At 46.3% G+C, this 21,523-nt stretch carries 20 protein-coding genes; 9 read left to right on the top strand and 11 right to left on the bottom strand.

Going from position 1 to position 21,523, the window contains the following annotated elements; genetic code table 11:
• Positions 1-9 precede the first annotated feature (9 nt).
• Together leuB and leuA are read right to left on the bottom strand one after the other, a co-directional pair.
• Positions 10-1,104, bottom strand: coding sequence for a 3-isopropylmalate dehydrogenase (leuB, locus tag RA178_RS02105; protein WP_198572574.1), 1,095 nt, complete (start codon positions 1,102-1,104; stop codon positions 10-12).
• 70 nt (positions 1,105-1,174) lie between these two features.
• Positions 1,175-2,743 (bottom strand): 2-isopropylmalate synthase, encoded by a 1,569-nt coding sequence (gene leuA, locus RA178_RS02100; protein WP_113941087.1) that lies wholly within the window; start codon positions 2,741-2,743, stop codon positions 1,175-1,177.
• A gap of 509 nt (positions 2,744-3,252) precedes the next feature.
• Here leuA and RA178_RS02095 point away from each other — a divergent pair.
• Positions 3,253-5,034: a diguanylate cyclase domain-containing protein gene (locus RA178_RS02095; RefSeq protein WP_306684316.1), complete on the top strand. Its 1,782-nt coding sequence runs from the start codon at positions 3,253-3,255 to the stop codon at positions 5,032-5,034.
• On the opposite strand, the gene recQ is transcribed toward RA178_RS02095, so the two are convergent.
• The gene (gene recQ / locus RA178_RS02090; RefSeq protein ID WP_306684315.1) at positions 5,016-6,839 is read right to left on the bottom strand and encodes a DNA helicase RecQ; all 1,824 of its coding nucleotides are present in this window, start codon (positions 6,837-6,839) and stop codon (positions 5,016-5,018) included. The two genes, RA178_RS02095 and recQ, sit on opposite strands and share 19 nt — an antisense overlap.
• Before the next feature lie 327 nt (positions 6,840-7,166).
• On the opposite strand from recQ, the gene RA178_RS02085 reads away from it, so the two are divergent.
• Both RA178_RS02085 and rarD read left to right on the top strand, forming a co-directional pair.
• Positions 7,167-7,631, top strand: coding sequence for a thioesterase family protein (locus RA178_RS02085; RefSeq protein ID WP_248069031.1), 465 nt, complete (start codon positions 7,167-7,169; stop codon positions 7,629-7,631).
• A 205-nt stretch (positions 7,632-7,836) separates the two neighbouring features.
• Entirely contained in the window at positions 7,837-8,721 is an 885-nt protein-coding gene (rarD, locus tag RA178_RS02080) for an EamA family transporter RarD (protein ID WP_263168662.1), read from the top strand.
• A gap of 49 nt (positions 8,722-8,770) precedes the next feature.
• Here rarD and RA178_RS02075 read toward each other — a convergent pair whose 3' ends face one another.
• The 5 genes from RA178_RS02075 to radC form a co-directional block, all read right to left on the bottom strand.
• Positions 8,771-9,289, bottom strand: coding sequence for a PH domain-containing protein (locus RA178_RS02075; protein WP_306684314.1), 519 nt, complete (start codon positions 9,287-9,289; stop codon positions 8,771-8,773).
• A gap of 119 nt (positions 9,290-9,408) precedes the next feature.
• Positions 9,409-10,728, bottom strand: a complete 1,320-nt coding sequence (argA, locus tag RA178_RS02070) for an amino-acid N-acetyltransferase (RefSeq protein ID WP_105251176.1) — start codon at positions 10,726-10,728, stop codon at positions 9,409-9,411.
• A 322-nt stretch (positions 10,729-11,050) separates the two neighbouring features.
• Entirely contained in the window at positions 11,051-11,224 is a 174-nt protein-coding gene (gene rpmG, locus RA178_RS02065) for a 50S ribosomal protein L33 (protein ID WP_006079871.1), read from the bottom strand.
• A 6-nt stretch (positions 11,225-11,230) separates the two neighbouring features.
• Positions 11,231-11,467, bottom strand: a complete 237-nt coding sequence (gene rpmB / locus RA178_RS02060; protein WP_006079870.1) for a 50S ribosomal protein L28 — start codon at positions 11,465-11,467, stop codon at positions 11,231-11,233.
• 121 nt (positions 11,468-11,588) lie between these two features.
• Positions 11,589-12,266 (bottom strand): RadC family protein, encoded by a 678-nt coding sequence (gene radC / locus RA178_RS02055; protein WP_113941095.1) that lies wholly within the window; start codon positions 12,264-12,266, stop codon positions 11,589-11,591.
• A 122-nt stretch (positions 12,267-12,388) separates the two neighbouring features.
• Here radC and coaBC point away from each other — a divergent pair, with 122 nt between their 5' ends.
• The 5 genes from coaBC to folE all read left to right on the top strand — a co-directional run bounded on the left by coaBC (position 12,389) and on the right by folE (position 17,737).
• Complete coding sequence (coaBC, locus tag RA178_RS02050; RefSeq protein ID WP_173248718.1) at positions 12,389-13,609, top strand: bifunctional phosphopantothenoylcysteine decarboxylase/phosphopantothenate--cysteine ligase CoaBC; 1,221 nt, start codon at positions 12,389-12,391, stop codon at positions 13,607-13,609.
• A complete protein-coding gene (gene dut / locus RA178_RS02045; RefSeq protein ID WP_173247374.1) occupies positions 13,606-14,064 on the top strand; it encodes a dUTP diphosphatase in 459 nt (152 codons plus the stop codon). Before coaBC ends, dut begins: the two co-directional genes overlap by 4 nt.
• 34 nt (positions 14,065-14,098) lie before the next feature.
• On the top strand, positions 14,099-14,692 hold the full coding sequence (slmA, locus tag RA178_RS02040; protein WP_113941097.1) for a nucleoid occlusion factor SlmA: 594 nt from the start codon (positions 14,099-14,101) through the stop codon (positions 14,690-14,692).
• A gap of 135 nt (positions 14,693-14,827) precedes the next feature.
• A complete protein-coding gene (locus RA178_RS02035; RefSeq protein ID WP_306684311.1) occupies positions 14,828-16,816 on the top strand; it encodes an alpha/beta hydrolase family protein in 1,989 nt (662 codons plus the stop codon).
• A gap of 270 nt (positions 16,817-17,086) precedes the next feature.
• Positions 17,087-17,737 carry a GTP cyclohydrolase I FolE gene (folE, locus tag RA178_RS02030; protein WP_006079864.1) on the top strand — a complete coding sequence of 217 codons (651 nt, stop codon included), beginning with the start codon at positions 17,087-17,089 and terminating at the stop codon, positions 17,735-17,737.
• 225 nt (positions 17,738-17,962) lie between these two features.
• On the opposite strand, the gene pyrE is transcribed toward folE, so the two are convergent.
• The gene (gene pyrE, locus RA178_RS02025) at positions 17,963-18,604 is read right to left on the bottom strand and encodes an orotate phosphoribosyltransferase (protein WP_006079863.1); all 642 of its coding nucleotides are present in this window, start codon (positions 18,602-18,604) and stop codon (positions 17,963-17,965) included.
• A 162-nt stretch (positions 18,605-18,766) separates the two neighbouring features.
• Complete coding sequence (gene rph / locus RA178_RS02020; protein ID WP_006079862.1) at positions 18,767-19,480, bottom strand: ribonuclease PH; 714 nt, start codon at positions 19,478-19,480, stop codon at positions 18,767-18,769.
• A gap of 211 nt (positions 19,481-19,691) precedes the next feature.
• On the opposite strand from rph, the gene RA178_RS02015 reads away from it, so the two are divergent.
• Entirely contained in the window at positions 19,692-20,555 is an 864-nt protein-coding gene (locus RA178_RS02015; protein ID WP_006086670.1) for a YicC/YloC family endoribonuclease, read from the top strand.
• Between the two features lie 149 nt (positions 20,556-20,704).
• On the opposite strand, the gene yjjG is transcribed toward RA178_RS02015, so the two are convergent.
• Positions 20,705-21,385, bottom strand: a complete 681-nt coding sequence (yjjG, locus tag RA178_RS02010) for a pyrimidine 5'-nucleotidase (protein WP_306684310.1) — start codon at positions 21,383-21,385, stop codon at positions 20,705-20,707.
• Positions 21,386-21,523: the final 138 nt, after the last annotated feature.

The following is a 21,523-nucleotide window of genomic DNA, read 5'->3' as shown; positions in this document are numbered from 1 at the left end:
CAGTCGTCATTACACACCTTCCTTTATAGCATTGGCGATAAAGTCACCCATCTCGGCGGTTGATTTAGCTTGGCTACGCTTGTCGCTGCTCAATAGCTCACCAGTTAAGTAGCCAGAATTTAATGCTTTGCTTACGGCACGCTCAATCGCACAGGCGGCTTCTTCTTGCTTTAAGCTGTGACGCAACATTAATGCCGCCGACAGAATTTGGGCGATAGGGTTTGCAATGCCTTTGCCCGCGATATCTGGCGCACTGCCACCCGCTGGTTCAAATAAACCAAAGCCAGTGCTGTTCATGCTCGCCGATGACAACAAGCCCATAGAGCCCGTTAACATGGCGATTTCGTCGGATAAAATGTCGCCGAACAGGTTAGAACATAGCATCACATCGAACTCATCGGGACGACGTAGCAACTGCATGGTCGCATTATCGATATAAATGTGTTCAAGCTCGACATCGGGGAAGTCCACCGCCACTTCTTCGACCACTTGGCGCCATAACACTGAACAGGCGAGCACGTTGGCTTTATCCACTGAGGTCACTTTTTTACGGCGACCACGGGCGGCTTCAAAGGCGATACGGGCGATACGGCTAATTTCACGGCGGCTATAACGCATAGTATCGAAGGCTTCTTCATTCTCGCCTTCACCTTGGCGACCCTTTGGCTTACCAAAATAAATACCGCCGGTTAACTCGCGTACACATAAAACATCAAAGCCACGGGCGGAAATATCGCTGCGCAGCGGTGACATATGCTCTAGGCCGTCGTGCAATTTAGCGGGGCGCAGATTACAAAACAGTTCGAAGTGACCACGCAGAGGCAATAGCGCACCGCGCTCAGGTTGTTCATTTGGCGGTAACTTTTCCCACTTAGGGCCACCGACTGAACCAAATAGAATCGCATCGGCCGCTTCACAGCCCTTTAGCGTGGCATCGGGTAAGGGACAACCGTGGTTATCAATGGCAATACCGCCAACATCGAATTCAGTGTATTCGATATTCAAATCGAAACGTGCTTCAACCTCACGCAGCACTTTACGCGCCTCAGCCATCACTTCAGGACCGATCCCATCCCCTGCTAATACTGCTATTTGATAACTCATACGCCAGCCAACTCCTTTAAATGTAAATGCTTTATGCTCGACCTTGCTATTCTTTGGATGCTTTTAGCGACTAGACGCCGCCTAGCTCTCGATTTTTTTGCATGCTTTGTTTGTAATCGGCAACCTTGTCTGCGCGACACGTTAAGTTCATCACATGCACTAAAGCGCGTGCCGAGGCTTCAACCACATCGGTTGCCAAACCTACGCCGTGAAAGTTTTGCTCGTGGTAAACCGCAGTAATATCCACTTGGCCTAAGGCATTTTGACCTACGCCCTTAGCGCCTAGCTTGTAGCTGATGATATCGATTCGACGATCGGTTGCGCGAGCAATCGCGTTATAGGCAGCATCAACAGGACCATTACCCGTTGCGGCTTCGGTTTTAATTTCGCCGCCCACTTCGATACGCACAGTCGCCGTAGCAACGCCTTCAGTTGAGTCAGACTGCACCACTAATTGCTGCAATTGATAGTGATTGTCTTCTTCGGCCTGCGCTTCCATAAAGGCTAAGGCTTCTAAATCATAATCAAATACTTGGCCTTTTTTATCTGCCAATTTTAGAAACTCTTCATACAGAGTATCCATATTGTAATCGTGCTCGCTATAGCCCATTTCTTCCATGCGATGCTTGATCACATGGCGACCCGAGCGCGAGGTCATATTCAAGTTGTTGCGATTCAAACCTATGCTTTCTGGCGTCATGATTTCATAGGTATTTTGTGCTTTTAACATGCCATCCTGATGGATGCCCGACGAATGGGTAAAGGCATTCGCACCGACAATCGCCTTGTTCGCCTGCACTGGCATATTGCATAACTGGCTGACTAAATTAGAAGTACGGTGAATTTCTTTGGCATTAATGCCAGTTTCTAGCCCTAACATGCCCTTACGCGTCGCTAAAATCATAGCGATCTCTTCCAGTGAACAGTTACCCGCACGCTCACCTATGCCATTGATCGTACATTCAATTTGACGCGCTCCGTGCTGTACAGCGGTAATCGAGTTTGCCACAGATAAACCTAAGTCATCGTGGCAATGCACTGAGATCACTGCTTGGTCTATATTCGGCACCCGATTAAACAAAGTCTGAATGATATTGCCAAACTCGCTTGGCACTGTGTAACCGACCGTATCGGGAATATTAATGGTGCGTGCGCCCGCACGAATGGCGGCTTCTACCATACGACATAGATTATCGATGGGCGTACGCCCCGCATCCTCACAGGAAAACTCCACATCGTCGGTAAAACGGCGGGCATACTTCACCGCGCCTACGGCCATCTCTAACACTTGATCGAAGGAGCGCTTCAACTTGCTCTCAACGTGAATCGTTGAGGTCGAGATAAACGTATGGATACGGAATTGATCTGCGACAGACAAGGCCTGCGCCGCTGCATCTATGTCCTTTTCCAATGCACGGGATAAGGCACAAACACGGCTATTTTTGATGGTACGCGCTATGGTCTGCACTGACTCAAAATCACCGGGTGAAGAAACCGGAAAACCCACTTCCATCACATCCACACCGAGACGTTCCAGCGCCATAGCGATCTGTAGTTTTTCTTTGACCGACAAACTTGCGGCTAACGCCTGCTCACCATCACGCAAGGTAGTATCAAATATTATGACTCTGTTAGACATCTCGCTTCTCCATGGAACGTCACCGTTCGTTAGTTAATTTTTGCCGTATTCAGATACAAAAAACCCCGCAACATCGGTGCGGGGTTTGTGAATGCTTTGCCTCTTTATCGAGCGTGCAACACTAAGACCTCCGCGTATAAACCGCGAGAGAGAGAAGGAGGAGGTCGAGTTTGCGGCTAATAATATTCATTTAATCTGTATATTTATTCTGTTTGAATTATTAAGGACGGTTAATATTTAACTTGCCTAGCCGATAGTGTCAACCCTAATTTTTTCATGTTCCACTCATTCAACCTGTCTTAAGGCTAATAACGGTGAGTTTCATCCCCAAATTAGTGATCGATTCCACAGAATTAACCAGCTGTTTGGATTCAGAAATCACTGGGATGTGTTAACTTATTCCCCTTAGAAAAAAATAGTTTTTTATGCAAAAAACGATTAAGAAAAGTTATAATCCCGCCTTAGTGATTAAGGATATTAGAACTTACGCATTTTATATGGAGCACAAAATGGATTTTCGCGTCTTGGTACTGAGCCTGTTGTTATGGCTGTTTCCCTTTGGGGCCAGTGCTATAGACCAATTAGATGAACTCACTGAACTCGTCTACCAATATCCCAGTAAAGCACTCACTCAAATAACAGCGTTAGAAAAACAATTTGCGACCAGTGCAAGCTCAGATATCAATCGACTCAGATTAAGTGTATTGAAATGCCAAAACCTACTACAAATAGGGGAAAATGAAGCCGCTATCAACGTCGCTCAATTAGGCGAAGCAAACGCTAAACAACTTAAGCTAGATCAAGTACGACCTTACTTTTTGATTTGCCAAGCCGACGCCAACCTTAGCTATAACAATGTTCAAAATGCCCTACCTTTGCTTGATTCAGCCATTAACCTAGCGCGACGTTACCAGCAACCACAAGCCTTAGTCGATGCTTTACGCTTACGTGGCCAACTCGATACTGACACTGATAACTTCTCCTCTGCTATCGAAGATTTACGCCTCGCGATTGATATTTATCCGGATATTCATGCTCAAACCCAAAATTGGATTTGGCCACCACAGGCCTATGTGTATGCCGCGATGGGAAATTTACTTTATGCCACCCATGATTTCCCCCAAGCCATGTATTACACCAACTTAGGTATACAAAGTGCCGATGCAAAAGGGAAAGTTTTACACTTTATTTTACGCAATGCAGCTCGAATAGCGCTTGATAATCAAGAGTTTGATTACAGTGATAAACTCGAACAACAAGCTAAAGCGCTTTTACCTGAGCTCGGTTCGCCACTTGAACTCGCCTACAGTTATGCCATTTTGGCCTCAATCGCGCTCGATAAAGGCCGCATTGATAATGCCGAAGAGTACATTTCTATCGCGATTAATACGTTTAAAAAACAAAATCAACAATTAGCGACAATGCGTTCAACTCGCCTACTCGCCCAAATTCGTTTTGCTCAGCATCAAGAAGATGCCGCTTTAATTCTCATGAATCACGCAATTGAGCAAGCTGAAAATCTAAAACAGTATTCTGATCTCAAAGGATTTTACGGGATCATGAGCGATCACTACTTAGAAAAAGGGGATTTTAAACAGGCCTATTCTTTCTTACTCAAACGTTATCGAGCGGCCGAGCTCACCAATCAAGCGATGAATAATGCTCGGATATTGCAGTTTAAGGCCCGTCTAAATCAACAAGATCTACAGCAGGAGCCAAATAGCACTGCGCTAGAAAAAGATTCAATCCTACAAGAGCTAAATGTCGATTGGGCCTATAGCACACTGTTCTTAATCGCAATGGCATTATTGGGCGGAGCTATTTGGTATTTGATTGATAAACAGAATAATCGTGCCCCACATATTGAAGGTAATGAACCTGCGGAAACGCTGCTCCAACAAGTCACATCAGCATTAAACAGTGCCAAACAAGGTAATTACCCACTGTCTTTATTATTGTTTAATGCGAGTCAGATCCGTCAAGTTGACCTACCTCTCTTACAGGATGAGCTACAACACAGACTACGGGAGCAAGATAAGTTAATCCGATATTCGATGGATGAAATTGTCATTATCCTGCCGCATACCTCGGCAACTGGTGCTAAAAGAGTCGTTAGTCAGTTAGTTGCTTGCATTCAGCCTTGGCAGGGTTCAAGTAAGGTCAATATTGGTATAGCGGCGATGCAACAGTTTGATACCTTAGAGTCTTTAATTAAGCGAGCCAGCATAAATCAATTGGGCAAGGTTAAAGTCAATGAGAATAATCCAAACTATTATTCTCCCGCTAAATAAGCCGCGATTTCATCGAGAAAAGCGTCACCGAAACGGCTCAGTTTACGCTCGCCCACTCCGTTGACTGCGAGCATTTCCCCCGCGCTCGTTGGCATCATGGCTGCCATTTCTGCGAGGGTTGCGTCGTTAAAGACTAAATACGGCGGCACATCCTGCTGCTCAGCTATGGTTCTTCGCAGTAACTTGAGTCGTGCGAACAGCTTACGATCGTAGTTCAGCGGTGCCTTAGACTGGCTCGCCTTACGTTTTGTGGTTGTTAACTGAATACGCGGTTCAGCAAGCATTAGCGCCACTTCCCCTTTGAGCACAGGCCGTGCCGATGGGTTTAGGGTAATAGATGAACCGCGAGTCACATCTTGACTTGCCAGTCCCAGATGAATGAGTTGACGGATCACACTCAACCAATATTCATGGCTCTTGTCTTTACCAATCCCCCAAGTCGTGAGTTTGTCATGCCCTCGATCGACTATCGGCGCACCTTTCGAACCGCGCAACACTTCAATTAAATGATTGATACCAAAACGCTGGCCTAAACGGAAAATACATGACAGCACCTTCTGCGCATCTTCGGTGCCGTTATAACGCTTAGGCGGGTCGAGGCAAATGTCGCAGTTACCACAGGGCTCTAATGCACTCTCATCAAAGTAATGCAGCAACACTTGGCGGCGACAGGTCTGCGCCTCAGCAAAGGCAGCCATAGTATTAAGTTTGTGGAATTCGACCTGTTGCTGCGGTCCTGGCTCGGACTGTTCAATCAAATGTCGCACCCGACCAATATCGGCGGGATCGAACAACATAAAAGCTTCTGCATCGAGCCCATCACGTCCTGCTCGGCCCGTTTCCTGATAATAGGCTTCGATACTTTTCGGGATATCGTAATGCACTACAAAGCGCACATTCGACTTATTAATCCCCATACCAAAAGCCACAGTGGCAACCACAATATCAATTTGATCTTTAAGGAAACTATCCTGCACTGCACCACGGTCTTCCTGCGTCATTCCCGCATGATAGGCCTTGGCCTTAAAACCTTGCAGGCATAAACGGTCGGCCACTTCATCGACACGACGGCGACTGCTGCAATAAATAATGCCGTTAGTGCCATTCTGCTGTGTTAAAAAATGTCGTAACTGATTAGCTGCATTAAGCTTTTCGGCGACTGTATAGCGAATATTGGGCCTGTCGAAACTCGAGAGTAAACGGAACGGGTCAATCCCAAGTCGCTCGCAAATACTCTGCCGAGTCGCCTGATCCGCCGTTGCTGTCAGCGCCATCATAGGCACATAGGGGAAGAGTTGCTTTAACTGGCCGAGCGCCGCATATTCAGGGCGAAAATCATGACCCCATTGACTGATACAATGCGCCTCATCGATGGCAAACATCGCCAGCTGGAGCGACTGCATTCGCTCAATAAAATCAGCGCTTAATAAGCGCTCTGGTGACACATAAAGCAGTTTTAACTCACCGTGGCGCAGCTGCCTTAATACTTCGGCGCTCTGCTCTCGCGGCAATGAAGAATTGAGATAAGCCGCCGCAACACCGGTTTGCAACAAGCTATCGACTTGATCTTTCATCAAAGAAATCAATGGAGATACGACAATCGTAATGCCATCCATCAGCAACGCGGGGAGTTGATAGCACAGACTCTTACCGCCGCCCGTTGGCATGATCACTAAGCAATCTTGCCCGCCGCAGACACGTTCTATCACCTCCCGCTGACCGTCCCTAAAGTCACGGTAACCAAACACCTGTGCGAGGCGTTGCGAGAGCGGATCATCATGCGTGTCGAGTACGAGCTTTTCCATGGATCTTCTATGTCAAAAGTGAGGGGGCCTATTCTATACCCAAACTAGTTCAAAATGCAGGATTCAACGGTAATTTAAAGCGCTTTAGACGAGGCAATTCACCACGATTGCAGCTATTTTAACCCTAGTGGGCTAAGCCAAAAATAACGAACGCGGGGTAAAATACTTTAAAAACTGCCGAAACGGTGTCGTCATTTTAGCGACGGAGTTGCATTAGCCGTAAGCTTCACTGTAGATTAATTGCTCTAAGCCGCACTTTGTTTATCTCAGTGTTGATAACAAATCCAATTACGCCTAATACCGTCACTCAGTGACAAGGACCCCAAAATGACCAGCCCAATCCAAGCCGAGATATTAAGCCGAGTGGCAGAAGTCTTTGATCAACATGTCCCTTTTCATAATCTGCTCGGGCTCGATATTAAACGCTATGATGTCGATGGTGTCGAAGTGGTCATCAATATGAAACCAGAACTTATTGGCAATATTCATCAACAGATCCTCCACGGCGGTGTCACAGCTACAGTACTGGATGTGGTCGGCGGACTTACCGCATTTGCAGGACTGGTCGCAAGCCGTGAAGATTGGACGATTGAAGAATTACAACAACGCCTCCAAACTTTAGGGACGATTGATATGCGCGTCGATTATCTGCGGCCGGGACGCGGCCTCACCTTTACGGGGACGGGCAGCGTCATTCGTGCGGGTAATAGAGTTTCAGTATGCCGCATGGAACTACATAATGAGCAAGGCACGCATATCGCTTTTGGAACAGGGACTTATATGGTGGGTTAGGCGGTTAAATTTAGATGTGTATTACTGCCTTAGGGCTCAAAACTGACTAAGGTAAACGTCTTGATTAACAGGATGTTTACTGACTTTAATTGTCCATTCAATCTTTTGCGGAGATATTCTGTAACGAAAAGAACACGGCGATGCCCTTGAGTCAGCGGTCAGACACACCTACAATCGCCACCTTGTTGTTCTTCGAAGATGTCTCATGCCAGATCTTGAATACCGCAAAGGGATCCTACTTGCCGTCAGTGCTTACTGTATGTGGGGTTTTGCGCCTTTATATTTCAAATTACTCAACCATGTTTCCGCCACCGAAATTTTGCTCCATCGAGTGATTTGGTCATTCGTGTTTATGCTGATCATTATGCAGTTTATCGGCGGTTTTTCTCGCTTACGCTTACTGTTTAAACAGCCTAAACAGTTGATGGTTCTCACCATTACTTCCATATTGATCGCGGGAAACTGGCTACTATTTATCTGGGCGGTAAATAACGATCACATGCTCGATGCCAGCCTAGGTTACTTCATCAATCCTTTACTCAACGTCTTACTCGGTATGTTATTTCTAGGCGAAAGATTGCGTAAACTGCAATGGTTTGCGGTTTCACTCGCCAGCGCTGGCGTATTGATCCAGTTAATCTCTTTTGGCTCTATTCCCATCGTCTCACTGGCACTCGCGGGCACCTTTGGCTTTTATGCACTGCTGCGAAAAAAGGTCAATGTAGATGCCAAAGCAGGCTTATTAGTCGAAACTGCAGTGCTATTACCGGTTGCACTGGTTTATCTCATCGCAACCTTAGACACAGCCACGGCGAGCATGCTGACTAACGATTGGCAATTGAATCTGATGTTAATGGCGGCTGGGATAGTGACTACCATTCCTTTGCTGTGTTTTGCAGGGGCAGCGGTACGTATTCCATTGTCTATGCTCGGCTTTTTCCAATATATTGGCCCGAGTATTATGTTTATCCTCGCGGTGAGTCTATTCAATGAGCCCTTCGATGCCGAAAAAGGCGTGACCTTCGGATTTATCTGGAGCGCGCTGCTCGTCTTTACCTTAGATATGGCCTATAAACGCAAAACGGCGTGAGCATTATCACGCCGATAAACACAGTGGCAGAAGTGATGACATATGATGATTACTTCTGTAACTGTGCTAAAAACTCACTCCCTTGCGGTACTGTCAGTAATAAACTGTAGCCTTTAGTCGTTGGCACTAACACTAACTGCGATTTATCTGTTATCGCCAAAAATGCCCTGCCTTTCCCCTGCAACTTAAACCAGCCTAATTGAAACCCTGGCATGCCTATACCGTTGGTTTTAAAGCTCGGCGTTAAATCTACCTCTTGTTGCAAATCGACTATGCGTGCCTCGGCGGGCAATAAATCCGCGCGGGATAACTGCACTTTATAGAAGGGAACATCCACTGTGAGCTCTGTATCGGTTAACACTAATTCGGCGCTATTCGATTGATAGAAGACCCAAGAAAATCCGCCCATCATCACCAGTAATATACCTAAACTCGCCGACTTCGCTATCTTAGGCATATTTTTTAACCATAACATCAGCAAGATACCCGCTAAACCGAGCAATAAGACGATAAAACTGAAGATAGAGGTTTGGGTTAAAGGGGCGAGTTCAAAAAATTGAGGACTCATTGGCAGTATCTCCCGTACAGTGAAGTCTTAATCTGCCAACAAAGACATATTATGTCAATAAAAATGCCAGCGCTAATATGAGTACTAGGCTGGCATTGATTGGATTGATTTAGAACGGCTTAAAGATCGAGCGCGAGAATTTTTGAGCGGCGTTGATAGTTATACAACTGCTTCTTCTTCTGTGGCAGTGCTTCAACATCTTCAATCACAAAACCATGCTCGAGGAACCAGTGAATGCTCCGAGTTGTCAATGCAAACAAGCGTGAATAACCACGGTTTCTAGCCTGATTGATAATGTTCTTCAGCAGTAAGCTCCCTCTGTCGGCATCGCGATAATCGGGATGCACCACTAAACAAGCAAACTCACCCGCATTGTCCTCTTCAAAAGGATAGAGCGCAGCGCAACCAATCACTAAACCGTCGCGCTCAATCAACATGAACTGTTCGATTTCAATCTCAAGCTGCTCACGACTACGACGCACCAGAATGCCTTGTTCCTCCAATGGACGGATAAGGTTCAACACACCGCCAATATCGGCGATCGACGCACAGCGTAAACGCTCAGCACTCTCAGTGACGATTTGTGTACCAATCCCTTCGCGGGAAAACAGCTCTTGTAGTAAAGCACCATCTTCAAGGTAGCTAACTAAATGACAACGTGGCACACCATTGCGGCAAGCATCGATACTGGCTTTGAGAAACGCCATAGTGCCAACACAAGCAGAACCTTGCTCGGCCAGCTTGTTCATGATGTTTTGCGCATCATTTGGCATCAACTCGGCAATTACATCGCCATTACGATCGAGAATACCGTTCTGTGAGCTAAAGCCGATCATCTTGTCTGCTTTAAGCTTAATTGCCACTTGAGTCGCGATTTCCTCAGCGGTGAGATTAAAACTTTCACCAGTAACCGAAGCCGCAATCGGCCCCATCAATACGATACAGTGATTATCTAACTGACGTTTTAAGCCTTGCACATCAATACGACGCACTTTGCCACTCAGACAAAAGTCCACACCATTATCCACACCCAGTGGTTGAGCAATCACAAAGTTGCCGCTCACTAAGTTAATTTGCGCACCTTGCATCGGCGTATTACTTAAACTCATGGATAAACGCGCTGTGATATCAAATTGCAGTGCACCCGCAACTTGCTTAATCACTTTGAGCGAATCTTCATCCGTGATACGCACACCGTCGTGGTAGGCAGGCGCAATACCGTTGGCGGCTAATGCAGCATCAATCTGCGGCCTAGCGCCATATACCAACACCACTTTGATCCCTAAACTGTGCAGCAGGGCGACATCATTTAAGATGGCGCGGAATTGATTTTGAGCCAAAGCTTCACCACCCAGCATGACCACAAAAGTTTTACCTCTGTGAGCATTAACATAGGGGGCAGAATGACGAAATCCATCAACCAGTTCAGTGGTACGCACGCGTTATTTACACCTCATTTTTGAGCTGGCAGCGTCACTATGACACACCAGGAATGAATCGCTAACTTTCGCGTATGGTATTGCATTTTAATTCACATATAAAGAATTTATTCTCACTAAAGTGCAGATTTGATGATTTAAAGTGCTTAGAACAGCACTATTTTATATTTTCAGCAAGTGTTCACACTTTTTTAACTTCACAGGGGATGATTCAGCGGCATCAGTTTGCGAGGCAATTATCTCAACTTGATGACTAGCCACTAAAAAAATGCAAAAAAAAGCCCCTTAAATAAGGGGCTTTTCTCGAAACACTAACCAAGGATTACTTGATTTTGGCTTCTTTGTAGATAACGTGCTGACGAATAACTGGATCAAATTTTTTGATTTCCATTTTTTCAGGCATGTTACGCTTGTTTTTTTCAGTTGTGTAGAAGTGACCAGTCTTAGCTGTAGAAACTAATTTGATCTTCTCACGATTACCTTTAGCTTTAGCCATGATCTATTATACCTTCTCGCCACGGGCACGAAGTTCAGCAACAACAACTTCGATACCTTTTTTGTCGATCAGACGGATACCTTTAGTAGATACACGTAACTGTACGAAACGCTTTTCTTCTTCTAACCAAAAACGGTGGTTTTGTAGGTTAGGTAAAAAACGACGACGGGTCGCGTTTTTTGCATGCGAACGGTTGTTACCAACCATCGGCTTCTTGCCAGTAACTTGGCATACTCTTGACATGTCAATCTTCTCCAAAAACAATTTTAACGCTCGAGCATTAATGTGCCTCGTATGGCCGTCGCCCGAGGCACAAAGAGGGCGCATTTTATACACGATCACAGAGTGAAGATCAAGTGTTAGATTAATTAATCCAGCCTCGTTCTGCAAAAGAAACTATCTCTCGATCACCTACAACCATATGGTCCAACAAGGATACGTCTATGGTTGCTAACGCATTTTTTAATCGCTCAGTTATTCGTCGGTCAGCCTGACTGGGCTCGGCAATACCAGACGGATGATTATGACAAACTATAACTGCTGCGGCCTTTTTCTCCAGCACTAAGCTCACCACTTCACGTGGATACACTGAGGCTGAGTCTATTGTGCCGCGGAATAATTCGACAAATTGAATCACTCTATGCTGGCTATCCAGCAGTAAAACTGCGAACACTTCATAGGAGCGATCGGCCAATTGTCGCATTAAATAGTCCCGAGTTAAATCGGGATTTGTCAAAACCTGACCTCTTTGCAGATTTTCCTGCGCTACACGCCGCGCTAATTCGGCCGCAGCTTGAAGCTGGGCGTATTTTACAGGTCCTACGCCCGGAAGTCGACACACCTGATTTCTTGGGGCACAGAGCAGGTTTCTGAGGCCGCCAAACTCGCAAATAAGCGACCTAGCAAGGTCAACCGCGTTTAATCCAGCTAAACCGTTACGCAGCAATACTGCCAGTAATTCAGCATCCGAGAGATGCGCAGCTCCTTTTTGTAACAGTTTATCTCTGGGACCTTCACCCTCAGGCCAATCTTTAATCCCCATGTGACCTCCCTGTCATCTCACATATTTTCACTTTACTGAGTATGGACGAGATTTTTTGAACTGGGATAGTCACTAAAATTCACCACTTTGTGATATTGTTGCCGGCATTATTTCTATCTCGGATGATGTCTGTGAGTCTGACAAATAAAAACGTCCTGCTGGGCATTGGCGGCGGTATTGCGGCCTATAAAAGTGCTGATTTAGTACGTCGCTTGAAAGAACGTGGTTTTGATGTGCGCGTGGTGATGAGCCAAAGTGCGATGGAATTTATCACGCCTCTGACGCTGCAAGCGTTGTCTGGACATCCAGTGGCATCTAGCCTGCTCGACCCCGCAGCAGAAGCAGCCATGGGCCATATAGAACTTGCTCGTTGGGCAGATCTCGTCATCATAGCCCCTGCAACCGCAAACCTATTGGCGCGGATTAATGCAGGCATGGCCGATGAGCTAATCACCACCACGTGTCTTGCCACTGAGGCGCCAATTGCCCTGTGTCCAGCAATGAATCAGCAGATGTACCGTAATCTGGCTACGCAAGCGAATTTAACTAGCCTAGCATCACGTGGTTTTACCCTTTGGGGACCCGCCAGTGGCAGTCAGGCCTGTGGTGAAGTGGGTCCTGGACGCATGCTCGAACCGCTAGAAATTGCCGAGCTAGCCAGTGATTTTTTTGCAACAAAAGAAGTCTCTGCGCAGCCTCTTGCTGGCCAGTCGGTGCTGATTACCGCCGGACCAACCCGTGAAGCAATTGATCCCGTCAGATACATTTCAAATCACAGTTCTGGAAAAATGGGCTTTGCACTAGCCAAAGCCGCGGCAGATATGGGGGCAACAGTCACCTTAGTCTCAGGCCCCGTAAATCTCAACACCCCAGAAGGCGTAACACGCATTGATGTTGAATCGGCGCAAAATATGCTCGATGCTGTTATGGATAACGTTGATAAAAAAGATATTTTTATTGGCTGCGCCGCCGTTGCAGACTACCGCATTAGCGATATTGCTACCTGTAAGATCAAAAAATCGACCGAAGAAATGCAACTTGCGCTGGTGAGGAATCCTGATATCTTAGCCACGGTTGCGAGCTTACCTAACCGTCCTTTTGTGGTGGGATTTGCCGCCGAAACCCATGATGTAGAAGCCTATGCGCGCGATAAGCTCAAACGTAAAAACTTGAACATGATCGCCGCAAACGACGTTTCTATTGCTGGCCTAGGCTTTAATGCCGATGCTAATGCCCTGCGTGTTTTCTGGCCGCACGGCAGTCAAGATTTGCCTGCTACTGACAAACTCACGTTGGCACGGCAATTACTTTCGTTGATAGTGAAAGAAAAAACAAATACATGAAAACACCGATTGAATTAAAAATTCTCGACTCCCGTATCGGCTCAGAATTTCCCTTGCCCGCTTACGCCACCGCAGGCAGTGCAGGCATGGATCTTCGCGCCATGATAGACACGGCTTTAACCATTACACCGGGTGAAACTGTGCTCATTCCCACGGGGATTGCCATTCATGTGGCCGACCCAGGACTTGCAGCGGTGATTTTACCGCGCTCAGGCCTGGGCCATAAACACGGTATCGTACTGGGGAATCTAGTCGGACTCATAGATTCAGATTACCAAGGCCCCTTAATGGTATCTTGTTGGAATCGTGGTGACAGTCCATTCACCTTAGAAATGGGCGATCGTCTCGCGCAACTGGTGTTTGTTCCTGTGGTACAAGCACAATTCAAACTCGTTGATGAGTTCGACAGCTCAGACCGTGGTGAAGGCGGATTTGGCCATTCAGGCACTAAATAATCCCCTAAGTCGTTATTGAGCCAAGGATACTGCAATGGCTGTAAGCCCAAAAATTAATCGTCGTGAACACATTCTGCAATGTCTAGCGCAGATGCTAGAAACCAACCCAGGACAAAGGATCACCACAGCGAAACTGGCCTCAGAAGTCGGTGTATCGGAAGCCGCCCTGTATCGCCACTTCCCGAGTAAAGCGCGGATGTTCGAAGGCTTAATCGAATTTATCGAAGAGTCGTTATTGTCGCGCATCAATTTAATCATGGATGACGAAAAAGACACCATGAAGCGCTGCCAGTTGGTACTGCAACTGCTGCTGATCTTTGCAGAACGTAACCCAGGAATTTCCCGCGTTCTCAACGGTGATGCTCTACTCGGTGAAAATGAACGCCTGCGAAGCCGTATTGGTAACTTATTTGCCAAAATTGAAACCCAGTTAAAGCAAATTTTACGGGAAAAAACCCTGCGAGAAGGTAAAGGCTTCAACTTAGACGAAGCCATATTAGCCAATTTACTGTTAGCCTTTGCCGAAGGCCGCATCGCCCAATTTGTACGAAGTGAATTCAAACTCAAACCGACGACACACTTCGATGAACAGTGGCGTTTTATCCAGCACCAACTTTTACAAAGCTAATGATTTTTCAACATAAAGGACGGTAACTATCGTCCTTTATGTTCGGTATTCCTTCCTTGTTTCGCTCCATCTTTTGTTTTATCCTCAAAAAACATTTTAAAAACAAAAAACACAATGATTTTACAAGGATGTCAGATGAAACTCTTCCGATTAGCCATGTTGGCGACACTTTGCTTACCAATACTTCCAATATCTACCTTTGCAGCCAATAGCTCCAACGCGAATGCGTTATCGCAAGCACAGTTATTCAGCAAAGGTGATGAGTACTCGGATGTAAAAATATCGCCTACTGGTAAATACTTAAGCGCTATCACAAGTGTCGAAGGTAAAAACGTTCTCTTAGTCTTAGATGCCCAAACCAAAAAACTCCTCAATGCGATACGTTTTCCCGATAATGCTCAAGTCGGCGACTATGAATGGGCCAACAGTGAGCGACTGGTACTGGCAAAAGAATACCTAAAAGGCTGGCAAGACACACCTATCTACTACGGTGAATTGATGGCGGTAAATGCCGATGGTTCACGAAAAGCGTATTTATTCGGCTTCGAGAGTGGTGAGCAACAAACAGGTTCAAATATCAAGAAAAACACCCCTATGCGGGCGAGCGCTTTTATCCTCGATCCTCTGCCAGATGATGAACGCTACATGTTAGTCAATGCTATTCCATGGAATGATAGGATCAATCTTGACTTTGAACTATCACAAGATGTCTATCGCGTAGACTTGTTCAATGGCACACGTAAACGCATCACAGGCTCACCTATCGGCAGAGCCCGTTTTATGACAGATCATGATGGAGAGGTTCGCTTCGTTGCCGGTGAGGACAGTAAAAACATCACTAAAGTCTTCTACCGCAAAGATGGTGACTGGATAAATACTGACAAACTCAACCTAGGTCTTGCTGATTTTAAACCACTCTCCTTTGCCGATGATAAAAATACGATTTATGCCGCCGGTCGCTCCCAAGGTGAAACCTTAGGGGTTTACAAAATTAATCTCGAAACGGGCGATAAAACTGAAATCATTCAGGATGAAAACGTTGACCCTAGCAACTTTTGGATTAACGGCACCAATAAACAACTTTACGCCGTCGAGTTTGAAAATGGTTACCCAAGTTATGCCTTTGTCGATAATGAGGATTCGCACGCTAAATTACTAAAAGATCTGCTTGGTGCTCTCCCAGGTCACCAAGTACGAATTGTTAGCGAAACCCGAGATGCAGCAAAACTCGTCGTACTTGCGTTTAACGATCGAAACCCTGGCGATTACTACATATTTGATACGAAAACACTAAAACTTGAATATCTAGCCGCCGCTAAAAAATGGCTCGACCCAGAGCAAATGGCTGATGTTAAACCCATCAGTTTCACCAGTCGTGATGGTAAACAACTCCATGGATATCTAACGCTCCCCTTTGGTAAAGAAGCTAAAAACCTACCCTTAGTCGTCAATCCACACGGTGGTCCACACGGTATCCGTGACTGGTGGGGCTTTGACCCACAAAACCAATATCTAGCAAGCCAAGGCATAGCCGTTCTACAGGTCAACTTCCGTGGCTCAGGTGGATATGGCGATCAATTTGAACGCGCAGGCTATCAAAAATGGGGCTCAGATATTCAGCACGACATTATCGACGCAACCCAGTACGTTATTGACCAAGGTTTTGCCGATAAGGAACGCATCTGTATTGTTGGCGGCAGTTTTGGTGGGTACAGCGCCTTGCAGAGCGCTGTGCTTGCGCCAGATATGTTTAAATGCGCCATAGGTGTAGCTGGCGTATATGATCTTGAATTGATGTTTAATGAAGGCGATGTCGCCAACAGCCGTTCTGGTACTAGCTATCTCAAGGATGTGCTTGGCCAAGATAAAGCGGTACTTAAAGCAATGTCTCCTTCTGAAAACGTCGATAAACTCAAAGCAAACATACTATTGGTGCATGGTGGTGAAGATGAGCGAGCGCCAATTGAACAACTCGAATCCCTCGAAAAAGGCCTAAAAGCTCACAATTATCCTTACCAAAAACTGGTGATGGACAATGAAGGCCACGGTTTTTATAACGATGAGCATAGAGCGAAATACTATGAACAAATGCTCAGTTTCCTAAAAACCAATCTGAAACTTTAGAATTGACTCAAACTTGCCGACACTACTAGGCTAAACTCGATTGGCAGTGGCAGATTTAAAGCCAATATCCGATAAGGACTATCGGCTTTTTCATGTGGCCTATGCGCGTTTTTCGGTATGAATTGTCTGCAATTCGCGCTATCCTCGTCCCCCTATTCTTGCCCTAGCGAGAATAACAATAATTTGTATCTGATGCTGAACAGCCCTAGTACCACGCGATGATCAGCATAGGTTTTCTGTTATAGCCGCTACGACGTAGTGGAGGATAAGATGGCATTAAGTGAAGCAGCAGTAAAAGTACAAGCCGCGTTATTAGAACGTGGACTTGAAACCCCAATGCTCCCAAGCGTTTACAGCAGTGAAGAACGTAAAGACAAGATTGAACATCATATGAAAGAAATCCTGACATTAATGTCATTGGATCTGTCAGACGATAGCCTTGCCGATACGCCGCGCCGCATTGCTAAAATGTACGTCGATGAAATCTTCTCCGGCTTAGATTATGCGAACTTCCCTAAGATCACGGTTATCGACAATAAGATGGGCTTCGATGAAATGGTGCGAGTGCAAGACATTAGCCTTACCAGCACCTGCGAACATCATTTAGTGACGATCGATGGCACTGCCACCATAGCTTATCTGCCACGCAAAAAAATCATTGGTTTATCAAAGATTAACCGTATAGTACGTTTCTTCGCCCAACGTCCACAGGTGCAAGAGCGTTTGACTCAGCAAGTGTTAGTCGCGCTACAAACCTTGCTCGAAACCAAAGACGTTGCCGTTAAAATGGATGCCGTGCATTACTGTGTAAAATCCCGTGGCGTGATGGACTCCACCAGTTCGACCACTACCACAGCGCTGGGCGGTATTTTCAAATCCAACCCCGCAACCCGCGCCGAGTTTTTGCACCAGTCTAAATAAATGTATTGAAACTTAACGCTATTTAAAATGTGTCGAAATCAATAGCAATCAATACAGCTCAATAAAAAACGCTGCGATTCCTTCTATAGAATCGCAGCGTTTTTTGTTTTTATACCCACTCAATAAAACCCTTCTCAACCTAGCTAAGATCAATGCTGGCTGATTAACTAATTTCACCAAGCCAGCAATAGCCGCTTGCTCAATACAAGCTGCCAAACACTAGACTTAAATCCCGTATTGCTCGCGGTACTGGCTCACGGCGGCAAGTTGCACTTCCATCCCTGGTTTTTCAGACAAATAACTGATTAGGTCGGCGAGTTTAATAATTGCTACTATTCCGCAGCCAAAATCACGCTCAACTTCTTGGATGGCCGATAACTCGCCCTTGCCTTTCTCTTGCCTGTCTAAAGCAATCAACACACCCGCTAATTGTGCCTTATGGGCTTCGATGATTTCCATCGACTCACGAATCGCAGTACCCGCAGTGATCACGTCATCGACGAGCATCACGCGGCCTTTCAGCTCGCTACCGACTAAGCTGCCACCTTCACCGTGATCTTTTTTCTCTTTACGATTAAAGCAGTAAGGAATGTCAATATCGTGATGCTCACACAGGGCAACGGCCGTAGTCGTAGCAATCGGAATACCTTTGTAAGCAGGGCCAAACAGTAAGTCGTAATCAATGCCAGAGTCCACTAACGCAGCGGCATAAAAACGGCCTAAACGTGCTAAATCACGGCCAGTATTGAACAAACCCGCATTGAAGAAATAAGGACTGATACGGCCCGATTTAAGGGTAAATTCGCCAAATCGCAACACCTGACGTTCTAGGGCAAATTCAATAAACTCACGTTGATAGGCTTTCACAATATCTCCTTACGACTTTGTATTTTATTGGTTTTTTATTATGGGGAATTTTTATTCGGTACAAGGCTTGCACTACACTAGCATCTTGCTGCAGATAAAAAGCTGCAGTTAATAAAAAGCCCCGCACTCTATAACATGACGGGGCTTTTCATCACCACAATATTAGTTCAGTGCGGCTTTTTGCACATCGACGATTTCACGAATACTGTTCTTCGCCAATGCCAACAGTTCGAGTAATTCTTCGTGGCTGAATGGCTCGCCTTCGGCGGTGCCTTGAATTTCGATGATCTTGCCCGTTTCTGTCATCACCACGTTCATGTCAGTTTCTGCGGCGCTGTCTTCGATATATTCTAGATCGCTTATCGCTTCACCCTTGTAAATACCGACGCTGACAGCAGCGATAAGGAATTTCAGCGGGTTAGATTTAATGATGCCTTTACCACGCGCCCAGTTCAACGCATCCACTAAGGCCACACAGGCGCCAGTGATAGAGGCAGTGCGTGTGCCACCGTCAGCTTGGATCACATCACAGTCGATCACGATAGTGTTTTCGCCTAGGGCTTTCATATCCACACAGGCGCGTAGGGCACGACCGATAAGACGTTGAATTTCTTGCGTACGGCCTGATTGCTTACCGCGAGCGGCTTCACGATCCATACGGCTATGGGTCGAACGTGGCAACATGCCGTATTCCGCAGTCACCCAGCCTTGACCCTGACCTTTAAGGAAACGTGGCACACCTTCAGTAAAACTGGCGGTACAAAGCACTTTCGTTTCGCCAAATTCCACTAACACAGAACCTTCGGCATGGGCCGTAAACTGGCGAGTGATAGTGATGGGACGAGTTTGTGCTGGCGTTCTGTTACTTGGACGCATGCGAGATTCCTGTATTCTGAGTCATTGACCGATTTTGGCTGCATATTATAAGGGCTTGAGCCTTAGGATGCCATGCTTAGGGTGATTCTCTGGCAAACTCATCACACTCAAACGCCTAATCCGTGTCGCTATTGGCGGTATGCCTTTAATCCTAAAGCCATTGACTCTATAATCGCCTCTCATTATGACGATTAAACCATTAGGACAACCCATGATCCAAAGCATGACAGCCTACGCTCGCATCGAGCACAAAGCACAATGGGGCACTGCCTCCTGGGAAATTCGCTCAGTCAATCAACGCTATCTCGAAACTTACCTACGTTTACCCGAGCAATTCCGCAGCTTCGAACCCGTACTGCGCGACCGCCTACGTAAACGCTTAAGCCGCGGCAAAGTTGAAGTCAATTTGCGCTACGAACTGGCAGACAACAGCAATAACGAGCTGCAATTAAATCAAGCGCTAGCAAAACAACTATTAGGCGCCGCCACTTGGCTCAAGCAAGAAGCGGGACAAGGCGATGTCAATCTGACCGACATCCTACGCTGGCCGGGCGTACTAGCGAGCGGCGAACAAGATATGGATGCGATCGGCGCCGATCTGATGACAGCCTTCGATTCAGCCATAGATCAATTCATCGAAGCCCGTGGCCGTGAAGGCGAAGCCATCAAAGACATGCTGTTAAGCCGCTTAGACGGCGTAAGCGAGCAAATCGCCGTCGTACGCGAGCACATGCCAACTGTGATGCTGTATCAACGCGAAAAGCTCACCAACCGCCTTGCAGAAATCAAAGGTGAACTCGACCCTGCCCGCATCGAGCAAGAAATGGTGCTTCTGGCTCAGAAACAAGATGTCGCCGAAGAAATGGACAGACTCGAAGCCCATGTAGCCGAAGCTCGCCGCATCCTCAAAAAAGGCGGCAGCGAAGGTCGCCGTTTAGATTTTATGATGCAAGAATTTAACCGCGAATCGAACACGCTCGCCTCTAAATCTATCAGCACTGAAATCACCTCAGCCGCAGTGGAGCTTAAAGTCTTAATCGAGCAAATGCGTGAGCAGATCCAAAATGTTGAGTAATGATAGTTAACGCGTTTTAGATACCAAAAAGCCCTTAATGTAAGGGCTTTTTTGTATTTTATGGCACTGAGGGAATATCAGTTAAAGCACTCACTCTTAGCCAAAAATATCGAGTGCGAAGTGCTGAACTAGGCTCAGTGATAAGCCGTTTACGGTAACAGGATTTTTTGCAGCTCTTGGTGCGAGCTCACTTGATAGTGCGGGGCGATACCGGCGGGCACATCGTGGCCGTGGACGTTATACCAACAAGTATGAATACCTGCGTTGATACCGCCTTGGATATCTGAATGCGGGTTATCACCGACCATGAGCACAGTTTCGCGCTCAGGATGGCCCATGAGTTCGAAGGCATGTTCGAAGATACCCACATCAGGTTTGGCTATGCCGACTTTTTCTGAAATCACTAAAATATCAAAATGATGCTGTAATCCTGTACGCTCTAATCGCACGGTTTGTAGCTCAGTGAAACCGTTAGTGATGATACCTAATTTGGCTTTGCCTTGGAGCGCGGCTAATAACTCGCGGGCACCGGGTAGCGGCGAACAAATTTCGGCCATTGCTGATAAAAAGGCACTATTGAGCGTCATGGCCGTGACAGATAATTTGGCAGCCCAAGGTTCGAAACGTATGGTTTGCAACTCGGCGGCAGTTATCTTGCCATCTTGATAATCAACCCAAAGTGGTTTGTTAACTAACTGATACTCGTCAAAATCGGCTTGGGTAAAATCGACCCCAAACTCACTAAACATCAACTTAAGCCCTTTTAAGGCATCGAAATAAAATAGGGTTTCATCGGCATCGAACAAAATCCATTGGTAAGGCAAGGACATAGGAACTCTCTTTCTGACAAAATAGCTAAGACCCATCCCATGCCGTTCAGTGGCATCGAGAATGGTACATCGGCGATTGCGGCAACACTGTGGCTAACTGCCTAGCAGTAATCAAGATAAGCGATAAACATGAGCGAT

It is taken from the genome of Shewanella oncorhynchi (genome assembly GCF_030848765.1).
Classification (GTDB): Bacteria; Pseudomonadota; Gammaproteobacteria; order Enterobacterales; family Shewanellaceae; genus Shewanella; species Shewanella oncorhynchi.
The sequence above is the reverse complement of the archived record's forward strand: the minus strand, read 5'-3'. Positions and strand labels throughout refer to the sequence as shown.